The organism is Kitasatospora viridis, assembly GCF_007829815.1.
Lineage (GTDB): Bacteria > Actinomycetota > Actinomycetes > Streptomycetales > Streptomycetaceae > Kitasatospora > Kitasatospora viridis.
In genome coordinates, this window is record NZ_VIWT01000005.1 from 463,736 (window position 1) to 475,843 (window position 12,108).

A 12,108-nucleotide genomic window follows, 5' to 3' on the forward strand; every position below is an offset into this window, starting at 1 on the left:
GCCGCGAAACAAGGAGTAACGAGAAACATGTCCGAGGAAGACAAGCTTCGGGATTATCTGAAGCGGGCCATCAACGACGGTCGGCAGCTGCAGAACCGACTGCAGAGGCTTGAGGAGAGCATTCGCGAGCCGGTGGCGATCGTCGGCATGGGCTGCCGGTTCCCGGGCGGGGTCGAAGACCCGGAGGGGTTCTGGCGGTTGGTCGCCGGAGGCTCCGACGCGATGTCGGGTTTCCCGGCGAACCGCGGCTGGGACGCGGCCGGCCGGCCTGACCCGGACTCCGGTGACGGCGGTGCGGGTTATGCCCGGGTGGGTGGTTTCCTGGACAACGCCGGTGAGTTCGATGCGGAGTTCTTCGGCATCAGTCCGCGTGAGGCACTGGGGATGGATCCCCAGCAGCGGCTGTTGCTGGAGACGTGCTGGGAGGCGCTGGAGGACGCGGGGATCGATCCGGGCTCGCTGCGTGGCACCGATGCCGGGGTCTACGCCGGGGTCATCACGTCCGGGTACCGGGTCGGGGGCCAGGACGGTGCCGGCGGCTACGGGCTGACCGGAACCATGGCGAGTGTGGCGTCGGGGCGGGTGGCCTACTCGCTGGGGTTGCAGGGGCCTGCGGTCTCCATTGACACGGCGTGTTCCTCGTCGCTGACGGCGATTCACCTGGCCGCGCAGGCGCTGCGGTCCGGGGAGTGCGGGGTCGCGCTGGCCGGTGGCGTCACCGTGATGGCCAGCCCGGGTGCGTTCACGGAGTTCGCGCGGCAGCGGGGGTTGGCTGCCGACGGCCGGTGCAAGCCGTTCGCGGAGGCTGCTGACGGCACCGGGTGGGGTGAGGGCGTCGGCGTGCTGGTGTTGGAGCGGCTGTCCGACGCCCGCGCCCGGGGGCACCGGGTGCTGGCGGTCGTGGCAGGCAGTGCGGTCAACCAGGACGGGGCCAGCAATGGCCTGTCGGCGCCGAACGGGCCCTCGCAGCAGCGGGTGATCCGGGCTGCGCTGGCCAGTGCGCGTCTGCGGCCGAGCGATGTCGACGTGGTGGAGGCGCATGGCACGGGCACGTCGCTGGGTGACCCGATCGAGGCGCAGGCGCTGCTGGCGACGTACGGTCAGGACCGGCCGGAGGACCGGCCGCTGCTGCTGGGTTCGGTGAAGTCGAACATCGGCCACACGCAGGCGGCGGCCGGCGTGGCCAGCGTGATCAAGATGGTGCAGGCGATGCGGCACGGGTTGGTGCCGCAGACGCTGCACGTGGACGCCCCGTCCACGCATGTGGATTGGTCGGCCGGGGCGGTGGAGCTGCTGACCGAGCCGCGTGAGTGGCCGGCGGGTGCCGGGCCGCGTCGGGCCGGTGTGTCGGCGTTCGGGATCAGCGGCACCAACGTGCACCTCATCCTTGAGCAGCCTGCTCAGGAAGCCGCTGTCCAGGAGGAGTTGGAGCCTGGGTCGGGTCCGGTGGCGTGGGTGCTGTCGGCGCGCTCTGATGCCGCGTTGGCAGCGCAGGCGGGTCGGCTGGCGGAGTTCCTGACGGCGCGGCCGGAGGTCGCGGCCAAGGATGTGGCGCTGTCGCTGGCGGTGACGCGGACCACGGCGTTCTCGCACCGCCTGGCGGTGGTGGGCGAGGACCGCGACCAGCTGCTGGCGGGTCTGACCGCCGCCGCAACGGGGCAGGAGGCGCCCGGTGTGGTGAGCGGGGTTGCTGGTTCGGTGTCGCGGCCGGTGTTCGTGTTCGCTGGTCAGGGTGCGCAGTGGGTCGGGATGGGCCTGCAACTGTGGGACGAGGAGCCCGCGTTCGCGGCGGCGATGGAGCGTTGTGCGCAGGCGTTGGCGCCGTTCGTCGACTGGCAGTTGCGTGATGTCCTGGGCGACGCGGAGCTGTTGGCGCGGGTGGACGTGGTTCAGCCGGCGTCGTGGGCGGTGGCGGTCAGCTTGGCCGAGCTGTGGCGCGCGAACGGCGTGGAGCCGGCCGCGGTGGCGGGTCACAGCCAGGGTGAGATCGCTGCGGCGTGTGTCGCCGGTGGTCTGTCCCTGGAGGACGGCGCCCGTGTGGTTGCCCTGCGCAGCCGGGCGTTGGCGAGTCTGGCGGGTACGGGTGGGATGGTCTCGGTGCCGGCCGGTCTGGACGAGGTGGGGGAGTGGATCTCCCGCTGGGGCCAGGACCTGTCGGTGGCCGCTGTCAACGGCCCGAGGCAGGTCGTGGTGGCCGGTGCCGCGCAGGCGTGCGTGGAGTTCGCGGAGGCCTACGGCGATCGCGGCGCACGGCAGATTGCGGTCGACTACGCCTCGCACACCGCGCACGTCGAAGCCGTCAACGACCGGCTGGCCGAGGACCTGGCCGGGGTGTCCCCGGTCTCCGGTTCGGTGCCGTTCTACTCGACGCTTGAGGCCCGGCTGCTGGACACCGCCGAGTTGGACGGCGGCTATTGGTACCGGAACCTGCGTCAGACGGTGCGCTTCGGCGAGGTCATCGCCGAACTCGTGGAGGAGGGCCACCGCGTCTTCGTCGAGGCCAGCCCGCACCCCGTGCTGGGCTTGGCGATCGCACAGGCCGGCGAGGACCTGGTGGCCGTGGGCAGTCTGCAGCGCGGCGACGGCGGCCGTGGCCGCTGGCTGACCTCGCTGGCCGGCGCCTACGCGGCCGGTGTCGAGGTGAACTGGGCGGCGGTGACCACCGACGGCGCGAGCAAGATCACCCTGCCGACCTACCCGTTCCAGCGTCAGCACTACTGGCCAAAGGCCGTGGCGGGTCGCGGGGATGCCTCGTCGGCTGGTCAGCAGCGTTCCGGCCACCCGCTGTTGGCGGCCGAGGTCTGGCTGGCCGAGGGCGATGGCTTGGTCCTGACGGGTCGTCTGTCGCTGGCCGCGATGCCGTGGTTGGGCGACCACACGGTGCACGGCACGGTGCTGATGGCTGGTACCGCGTTCGTGGACCTGGCGATCCATGCCGGTGACCTTGCGGGTTGCGGCACGCTGGAGGAACTGACCCTCCAGGAACCGCTGCTCCTGCCCACCGCCGGTGGCGTGCAGTTGCAGGTCCAGGTCGGCGACAGCGACGGCGAGAGTGGTCGGCGAACGGTCACCGTCTCGTCGCGCGAGGGTGCGGGCGAATGGGTCCGGCACGCCGCCGGCGTGCTGGCCCCGGCCGGCAGCGAGCCCGTCCCGGCCCCGCTGGCTGCCTGGCCTCCCGCCGGTGCGGAGCTGGTGCCGGTCGACGGTGCGTACGACATGTTCGCCCAGCGCGGTTACGGCTACGGCCCGGCGTTCCAGGGCCTGCGCCAGGTCTGGCAGGCCGGGGACACCGTCTACGCCGAGGTCGAGCTGCCCCAGGCCACAGAAGCGGATGTTGCCGGGTACGGCCTGCACCCCGCTCTGCTCGATGCCGCCCTGCACGGTCTGCTGGCCGCCGGCGCCAGCAACAACGCCGGCAGCGGCAGTGGCAGCGGGGGTGGGACTGGGCTGCCGTTCGTCTGGTCGGGCGTGCGGCTGCTGGCCGGCGGTGCGCGCCACCTGCGAGTGGTGCTGGCCCCCGGGCCCGGTGGGATCTCGGTCACGGCGTTCGACGGCGTCGGTCAACCGGTCCTGCAGGCACGCTCGTTGGTGCTGCGTGAGGCCTCGGCCGGTCAGCTCGCCGGGCCCGGTCGGCAGGCCTGGCAGTCGCTGTTCACGGTGGACTGGGTCCCGCTTCCGCAGGTCCCGGCCGCCGCAGTGAAGTGGGCTCGGCACGGTGGGTCCGAGCTGGCGTCGGTGGTTGTGGCGGCCGTTCCGGCTGCTGAGCCCGGTACTTCGGCGCCGCAGGCGGCCCAGCAGGCCGTCGCAACAGTGTTGGACTGGGTGCAGGAGTGGCTCGGCGACCCCGACACCGACGACGCGCGCCTGGTGATCTGGACCCAGGGTGCGGCCGCCGGGCAGGACTTGGCTGCCGCAGCGGTGACGGGTCTGATCCGGTCGACGCAGTCGGAGCACCCGGGCCGTCTGCTGCTGGTCGATGTCGACCCGTCAGCCGGCCTGGACCCCAGCCGCGACGCCGACGTGGAGACCGTCCTGGCGGCAGTGTTGGACGCCGACGAGTTCGAGGTCCGCATCCGCCCCGAGGCCGGGGGAATCGCGGCGTTCGGTCGGCGGCTGGCCCGGGCCGGTGCGTCCGGTGAGCTGATGCTTCCCGGTGGTTCGGACTGGCGGGTCGAGGTGACCCAGCCGGGCGACCTGGGCAGTGCGGCCGTCGTCGACGCTCCGGAGTCGGGCGCCGAGCTGTCGGAGGGTCAGGTCCGGGTCGGCCTGCGTGCGGCGGGCGTCAACTTCCGTGACGTGGTGGCCGGTCTGGGCATGGTCTCCGACGGCCGGGTCCTCGGCGGCGAGGGCGCCGGTGTTGTCCTGGAGGTCGGTGCTGGGGTAGACGGCCTGACGGTCGGTCAGCCGGTGATGGGCCTGGTGCCCGGTTGGGGGCCGGTCGGCGTCGTGGACAGCCGGCTGCTTGCCCCGATCCCGCAGGGCTGGTCCTTCCAACAGGCTGCGGCCGTGCCGGTCGGGTTCCTCACCGCGTTCTACGCGTTGCGGGATCTGGGCCAGGCCCGCGCCGGTCAGCGGGTGCTGATCCACGCTGGTACCGGTGGAGTTGGCACGGCTGCGGTGCAACTGGCCATGGCCTGGGGGCTGGAGGTCTTCGCGACCGCCAGCCCGGCCAAGCAGCATGCGCTGCGGGCCATGGGTGTGGACGAGAGCCACATCGCCTCGACCCGTGATCTGGCCTTCTGTGAGCGGTTCTTGGCCGAGACCGGTGGCGAGGGCGTGGACGTGGTCGTCAACGCCCTGGCCGGGGAGTTCACGGACGCCTCGTTGCGACTGCTGCCGCACGGTGGCCGGTTCGTCGAGATGGGCAAGACCGACATCCGCGATGCCGCGCAGGTCGCCGAGTCCTACCCGGGAGTGGTGTACCAGGCCTTCGACCTGATGGACGCGGGTGTGCCGCGCGTCGCGGAGATGCTGGCCGAGCTCGGTGGCATGTTCGAGGCCGGCACGGTGGTCCCGCCGCCGGTGACGAGCTTCGAGCTGTCCCAGGCGGTGGCCGCGCTGCGTTACCTGCAGGCGGCCCGGCACCTCGGCAAGGTCGTCGTGAACGTCCCCGCCGAGTGGGACCCGCAGGGCACGGTGCTCGTCACGGGTGGAACCGGCACGCTGGGCGGGGAGTTGGCCCGGCACCTGGTGAACGTCCGTGGCATGCGGCACCTGGTGCTGATGTCCCGGCGCGGCGCGGTCGCGCCGGGAGCGGCCCGCCTGGCAGCGGAGTTGGCCGCTTCGGGTGCGGAGGTGCGGGTGCAGGCCGGCGACGCCGCCGACCGGGACGCCCTCGCCGCCGTGTTGGCGCGGATCGAGTCGCCGTTGACGGCAGTCGTGCACGCCGCCGGTGTGATCGACGACGCCACGGTGGAGTCGCTGACACCGCGGCGGATCGCGAACGTCATGGCAGCCAAGGCCGACGCGGCGTGGAACCTGCACGAGCTGACCGAGGGCGCGGGCCTGGCCGGGTTCGTCCTCTACTCCTCGGCCGCAGCCGTCGTGGGCAACCCCGGACAGGCCGGCTACGCCGCTGCCAACGCGTTCCTGGACGCGCTGGCCGCCCACCGCCGCGACCGCCACCTGCCCGGCCAGTCGCTGGCCTGGGGCCTGTGGGCCCAGACCTCCGAGATGACCGGGCACCTCAACGGCACCGGCATGTCCCGTCTGCGCCGTGGCGGCATCGAGCCGATGACGACGGAACAGGGCATGGCGCTCTTCGAAGCCTCCGCCGCGCTGGGCACGCCGTTGACGGTCCCGGCCCGACTGGACCTGACCGCCCTGGCACGCCCCGGACGCCCGCTGCTCCCGCTGCTGCGCGGCCTGGCCGCCGCCGCCCCCGCCCGCCCGACCGCAGCCGTGGCTGCTGCCGCGGACACGGGTGCGGTCAGCTTGGCGGCGCGGCTGGCGCCGCTCAGCCCGGCCGAGCGCGAGCAGGAGATCCTGGAGGTCATCCGGGTCGCCGCCGCCGTCGTCCTGGGCCACAGCCGTCCCGGGGACCTCGACGTCCAGCGGCCCTTCCGCGACATGGGCATCGACTCCCTGACCGCCCTGGAACTCCGCAACCGCCTCGCGACCGAGACCGGCCTCACCCTCCCCGCCACCCTGGTCTTCGACTACCGGGCCCCGGACGAGCTCGCCCGGTTCCTGCTCGAAGAGTTCGGTGACACCTTGGCACCGGCCGGCGAGGACATCGTCGAGCAACTCGCCAACCTGGAGACGGCCCTCACGAAGGACGGGGACCTCGACGAGAAACTGCGCGGCTTCGCCCGCTCCCGCCTCCAGGCACTGCTGGAGATGGTGGGCTGACCGGTAGGAGCCGGAGTGTCTGTCCCGGCGGCCTCGCGACGTCCACGTCGCGAGGCCGCCGGGACAGAGCTGTGGTCCTGAAGCTGCGGAGCACAGCGCAGTGAACGTGCAAACGGAAGGCGTCCGTCACCAGCCCCTGCGAGCAGGTTTCCGACCTGCCGGCAGGGGCTGGTCGCGTCAACCACCGAGCAGCGCAATCCCGTTGGGAGCCCAGCCAGCGGATCGGCACGGGCGTGGCCGGTCCAGCACGACGGCCCGCTGCCGGGTTGCCGCCATCCACCCGACGTGGTCCCGGCGCCCCGAGCCGCCGGCGCGTCAGAGCAGGGCCGGCATGAGCAGCGAGGCCCCGTCCCAAATGAGGGACGGGGCCTTCGTCGGTTGTCAGCGGGGCGTCGGGGGCTTCCTGTGCCTTCCCGTGCCAGGCCCCAGGGGGTTGGGCACTGGAGCTGAAACCGGGGGGTCCTGTGCGCCTGGGAACAGGATGCGCTGAGCCTCTGCGAGGTTGGCGGCCACTGCGAAGGGCTCCCAGGTGTGTCCGTTCCATCTCTCGATGGCGCGCGGCACGCCCGGGTTCAGGTGTGACCCCTTGGGGCCGTCTCCCGTGCTTATGGGGGCAGCGCGGAGCTGCCCGATCCTCGCATCACGGCGTTCCGCCCACTCGGACAGCGGCTCGTCGTCCATCCTGCGGTTCCTCACGTTGGAGCTGACTCGCGTGCCAGGGTACCGACCGGCGGGTCGGGGACGCGCCCCGCGAGGCGCCGGCCGACAACCGGTTCTTCGAGGACCTGGACGCCTCCGCGGAGATCACTCCGTGGAAGCGGGAAGCGCCCGGACGAGTGCGTACCGACCGCCTTCAGTGAGCGGCCGCTCCTGGATGCTGACTGGTCCGAATCGGTGAAAGCCGTGCGTACACCCTAAAGTCCGGATGCGAACCATCCGATGCTCGGGACACGAACTATCCGATGTCCCGAGCGCTGCTCGCGTGGGGTCTCCAGGACGTGAATGCCCGAGTCAGCAGCACGGACGGTTGCGCTGTGTCGCCCAACACCGGCCCCGCCCCTGACAGCTGAGTCCCCCTCGTCCAACGTCGCCCCGTCCCGCTGTGCAGTGCCTCACCCACAGACAAGGAGCAGTCATGACCGAGATCAGCCAGTCCCAGTTGCACCGCGAGGCAGTGGCGATCGCGCTGTGGCAGACGCCCTGCCCCGAACTGGACGCCACCACGATCGCCGAGCTCTCGCTGATCGGGGGCAAGACGGAGGCGGCGGACGAGAGCAGCGACCAGGGAGTGGGCAACAAGGCGGCGGGAGACGGCAGTCTGCTGCCCGACCTGGGGCCGCTGGCGAGTTTCGGCTCGTGGGAGTCCGTGGCCAGCACCATCGTGCACAAGGCCGAGACCATGAGTAACTTCAACCCGGGGGCCACGACCTTCGACGTGGTGGCCTGGAACAACTTCCTCCAGAAGTTCTCCACGATCCCGTTCTTCCTGACGTACGTGGCCGACATCCGCAACGCGGCCATCTCCTCGCTGTCCCTGGAGAACGCCGTCAACGCGGTGTCGGACCTGATCCAGAACATCATGACGCCGGAGAACTTCACCGGCGTCGTGACGAGCATCAAGAAGATCGCCCAGCTGGCGCTCGAGAGCGAGGGGAAGACGCAGAAGAACAGCAACCAGCAGGTCGGTGTCCTGTCGCGCAATGCGAGCCAGCTCTACCTGGGTGCCGTTCGGACCGCGGTGTCGATGGAGTACAAGAAGGGCAAGGGGTACGAGCAGCTGTCGCAGACCCTCGACGTCTACCGCGGCTACGGCGTGCTCGACTTCGAGATGTGCAAGCGCCAAGCCCCCACGATCCTCAAGTGGGACGGCCAGAACGTGGATGACTGGGAGAACGGGACGGCCAGCGCCCCGCTGCCGCCCAACCAGAGCCCCGCCTGGAACAAGTGAGTCGGTTCAAGGCCTTTCCGCGATCCACCGGACTCCCTCGGCAGGTCCCATGTTTCCTGAAGAAGCGCTGCCTCCCGAGGGAGTGACGGCCCCGACCTTCCTCCAGGTCCTCGCCGAGAACCTCGGCCACTCGGACGGCGGCTACACCTTCGTCCAGGAGGACGGGCGCGAGCTCTTCCTGAGCTGGTCGGAGCTGTCGAGGGAGGCTCTGCGCCGGGGGCGCCGGCTGCTCCGGAGCGGCTGGCGCAAGGGGGAGCGCCTGGCGCTGATCGTCCCGCAGGAGCAGGAGTTCGTCCTCACCTTCCTGGGTGCGGTCTCGGTGGGCGTCATCCCGGTCCCCATGTACCCGCCCCTGGGCGTCGGCAAGTTCGAGGCGTACTGCGAGGACGCTGCCGGCATCCTGCGCGCGGCGGGAGCCCGCGCGCTCGTGGTGCCCCGGAACCTGGCGGAGTTGCTGGACCCACTCCTCCACGCGGTCGAGGGCCTGCGGGTCCTCGACCCGGAGGAGTTCTTCGCCGAGCCCCTGGTGGGGAGCGCGCCGCAACCCGAGGCGATCCTCCCGCAGGACGTGATGTTCCTGCAGTTCACCTCGGGGAGCACGGCGGCCCCCAAGGGAGTTCGGGTCACGCACGGCAGCGTGCTCGCCAACTGCGCGGCCATCATCAGCGCCATCGGCCTCGACGGCGGGCGGGACCGTGGCGTGAGCTGGTTGCCCATGTACCACGACATGGGGTTGGTCGGTTTCGTGCTGGCGCCGCTGATCGCGCGCTGCCCGGTGACCTTCCTGCCGACGCTGCGCTTCGCGTTCTCACCGGGGCTCTGGCTGGAAACGGTGAGCCGTCACCGCGCGACCGTGACCTTCGCGCCCAACTTCGGCCTGGCGCTGGCCGTCAAGCACACCCCGGCGCAGGAGCTCCAGCGGCTGGACCTGTCCTGCGTGCGGGTCGTGGGCTGCGGCGCCGAGCCCAATCACCCGGAGACGCTGCGCTCCTTCGCGGCGTACTTCGCGGCGGCGGGGCTGCGGCCGGGGACCGTCGTGCCGTGCTACGGCATGGCGGAGGCGACGCTCGCCGTCTCGTTCGGCGAGATCGGGGTTCCGCTCGCCCTGGACGTCATCGAGCAGGAGCCCTACCACTCGCGCGGCCTCGCGCGGCCCGCCCCGGAGGCGGCGCCCGCCGGCGCGCGGGTGGCGCTCGTGCCGTGCGGACGCCCCATCGCGGGTCACCGCGTCCTCATCGTGGACGAGGAGGGGAATCCGCTCCCGGAGCGGCACATCGGCGAGGTGGTCTTCCAGGGGCCGAGCGTGGCCGCGGGCTACCACGGTGACGCGGAGGCGACCCGGCGCAGCTTCACGGCGCACGGCCTGCACACCGGGGACTGCGGATACCTGGCCGACGGCGTCCTCTACGTGACGAGCCGTAAGAAGGACCTGCTGATCATCAACGGGCGCAACCACGACCCCCAGACGGTGGAGTGGGCTGCCGCCGAGGTGCCCGGCCTGCGCAAGGGCAACGTCGTGGCCTTCACCCGGCCGGGCCGGGCCACCGAGGAGGTGGTGATCGTCGCCGAGCTCCGCGCGGGGGACGCCGCCACGGTGGCGCGGCAGGTTCGCGGTCACATCCAGACGAGGCTGTCCCTGGCCGTGGCGGAGGTCCTCCTGCTGGTGCCGGGGGAGCTGCCCAAGACCTCCAGCGGCAAGCTGAAGCGGAGCAGGACGCGACGGCAGTACCTCGACGGCCACTGGAGCGCGCTCCCCGACGAGCCGAACACCATCCGTACACCCTCATTGACGAATTGAGGAGCAGCCATGGACACCCGACTGAGTCCCCGGGAGCGGGATCAGCTCCACTCGCTGATTCGCGAGAAGTTGGACACCGGCGGCGCGGAGGGGCCCGCGGAGATCAGGGACACCACCATGGTGAGGGAGCTGCCAGGGGTTGACTCCATGATGCTCCTGCGCCTTCTGGGCGCGGTCGAGTTGGGCTTCGAGGTCAACCTGGGCTTCCAGGCCATCCCCCAGGTGGAGACGGTGCAGGACATCGAGCGGTTGATCTGCGAATCGCGCGCGGCACGCCGCGAGCGCGTCCTGACTGCCGGAGGACGACCTTGAGCGCCCTGAGTACGCAGCAGTCGCAGCGGGAAGCGCTGGAGATCGCCCTGTGGGCGCAGACCCGGCAGCCGCCCCCGCCGGAGCTGCTGGCGAAGCTCGGACTGCTGGGCCCCGACGGCCGCGCGCTCGACACGAGCGACCAGGAGACGGGAGTCGGCAACGCCTATCACGAGGACGGGAGCGGGCTGCCCGCCCTGGGGCCGCTGGCGCCCTTCGGCTCGTGGCAGTCGGTGGCCGCCACCATCCTGCGCAAGACGGAGGAGTCCGCCGGCTTCGATCAGTCGTCCACGCAGTTCGATCTCTTCGCGTGGGTCGTCTTCGCGAGCCAGTTCCAGTCGATGCCGTTCCTCGTCAACCTCGTTGACAACACCCTCAGTGCGTCCATCTCGTCCCTCTCGCTGGGGCCGGCCATCTGGATGGTGAGCGAGCTGCTCGGCGGGCTGCTGTCGTCGGATGCGCTGACCGGCGTCATCAACTCCATCAAGAAGATCGGACAGTTGGCGGTCGAGAACAAGGGGCTGCAGCAGAAGAACAGCAACGTGCAGCAGGGGGTCCTGACCGTGGCGAACGGGCAGTTGCGCCTCGGGTTGCTCCGGACCGTGGTGCAGATGGAGTACCGGACCGGCAAGGGGTACCAGCAGCTCAACCAGCAGATCACCGTCAGTCGTCTCTTCGGGAGCCTCGACTACGACATGTGCATCCGCAACGCCGGGACGCTGCTGGAGTGGGGAGGGCGGGATCTGGACGACTGGCTCTACGGCACCGCCAGCTTCCCGTACCCCCCCAACACCAGCCCCGCCTGGGGCAACTGAGCCCCTGTGGCGAACGCCGTCCCATCCCGCCGCAGCACCTCACCCGCAGACAAGGAGCGGTCATGATCGAGATCAGCCAGTCCCAGTTGCGCCGAGAGGCCGTGGAGCTCGCGCTGTGGCGGACGCCTGCCCCCGAGCTGGAGGTCGGCGCGATCGCCGCGCTCGCGCTGATCGACTCGGTGGGAAAGGACCAGGCGGTGGGCAACAAGGCGGCGGGAGACGGCAGTTCGCTGCCCGACCTGGGGCCGCTGGCGAGTTTCGGCTCGTGGGAGTCGGTCGCCAGCACCATCATGCACAAGGCTGAGAGCGCCAGCGCGTTCAACCCGGAGTCCACGACCTTCGCCCCGGCCGCCTGGAGCAACTTCCTCCAGAAGTTCTCCACGATCCCGTTCTTCCTGACGTACACGTACGACACCCGTACTGCGTCCATCTCCGCGCTCTCCCTGGAGAAGGGCGTCAACGCGGTGTCGGACCTGATCCAGAACGTCATGACGCCCGATGACTTCGAGGGCGTCATGACGACCATCAGGAAGATGGCCACGCTGGCGATCCAGAACGAAGGGCAGGCGCAGAAGAAGAGCAACCAGCAGGTCGGGGTCCTGTCGCGCAAGGCCGGAAAGCTCCACCTCGCAGTCGTCCGGACCGAGGTGGAGATGGAGTACAAGTCGGGCAAGGGGTACGAGCAGTTGACGCAGACCATCGACGTCTACCGCGGCTACGGCGTGCTCGACTTCGACAAGTGCGAGCGCAATGCCGGCACACTGCTCAAGTGGGACCACCGGACCGTGGGCGACTGGGAGAGCGGGACGGCCAGCGCCCCGCTGCCGCCCAACCAGAGCCTCGCCTGGGACGAGTGACCGATCGTTTCGGAATCACCGACTCTTCGG

The 12,108-nt window shown here is 70.8% G+C and carries 6 protein-coding genes and 1 pseudogene; 6 read left to right on the forward strand and 1 reads right to left on the reverse strand.

Features of this window, described 5'->3' with window-relative positions:
* Positions 1–27 precede the first annotated feature (27 nt).
* Positions 28–6,180, forward strand: a pseudogene (locus FHX73_RS38385) (SDR family NAD(P)-dependent oxidoreductase); the annotation flags it as partial.
* Between the two features lie 552 nt (positions 6,181–6,732).
* Here FHX73_RS38385 and FHX73_RS46870 read toward each other — a convergent pair.
* Positions 6,733–7,032 carry a DUF6087 family protein gene (locus tag FHX73_RS46870; RefSeq protein ID WP_145910647.1) on the reverse strand — a complete coding sequence of 100 codons (300 nt, stop codon included), beginning with the start codon at positions 7,030–7,032 and terminating at the stop codon, positions 6,733–6,735.
* 454 nt (positions 7,033–7,486) lie between these two features.
* Between FHX73_RS46870 and FHX73_RS38395 the strand changes: the two genes are divergently transcribed.
* The 5 genes from FHX73_RS38395 to FHX73_RS38415 all read left to right on the forward strand — a co-directional run bounded on the left by FHX73_RS38395 (position 7,487) and on the right by FHX73_RS38415 (position 12,078).
* Positions 7,487–8,299, forward strand: a complete 813-nt coding sequence (locus FHX73_RS38395; protein ID WP_145910648.1) for a hypothetical protein — start codon at positions 7,487–7,489, stop codon at positions 8,297–8,299.
* A 49-nt stretch (positions 8,300–8,348) separates the two neighbouring features.
* On the forward strand, positions 8,349–10,097 hold the full coding sequence (locus FHX73_RS38400) for a fatty acyl-AMP ligase (RefSeq protein WP_145910649.1): 1,749 nt from the start codon (positions 8,349–8,351) through the stop codon (positions 10,095–10,097).
* 9 nt (positions 10,098–10,106) lie between these two features.
* On the forward strand, positions 10,107–10,409 hold the full coding sequence (locus FHX73_RS38405; protein ID WP_145910650.1) for an acyl carrier protein: 303 nt from the start codon (positions 10,107–10,109) through the stop codon (positions 10,407–10,409).
* Positions 10,406–11,221 carry a hypothetical protein gene (locus tag FHX73_RS38410; RefSeq protein ID WP_145910651.1) on the forward strand — a complete coding sequence of 272 codons (816 nt, stop codon included), beginning with the start codon at positions 10,406–10,408 and terminating at the stop codon, positions 11,219–11,221. Before FHX73_RS38405 ends, FHX73_RS38410 begins: the two co-directional genes overlap by 4 nt.
* Before the next feature lie 62 nt (positions 11,222–11,283).
* Entirely contained in the window at positions 11,284–12,078 is a 795-nt protein-coding gene (locus FHX73_RS38415) for a hypothetical protein (protein ID WP_145910652.1), read from the forward strand.
* The last annotated feature ends 30 nt before the right edge of the window (positions 12,079–12,108 follow it).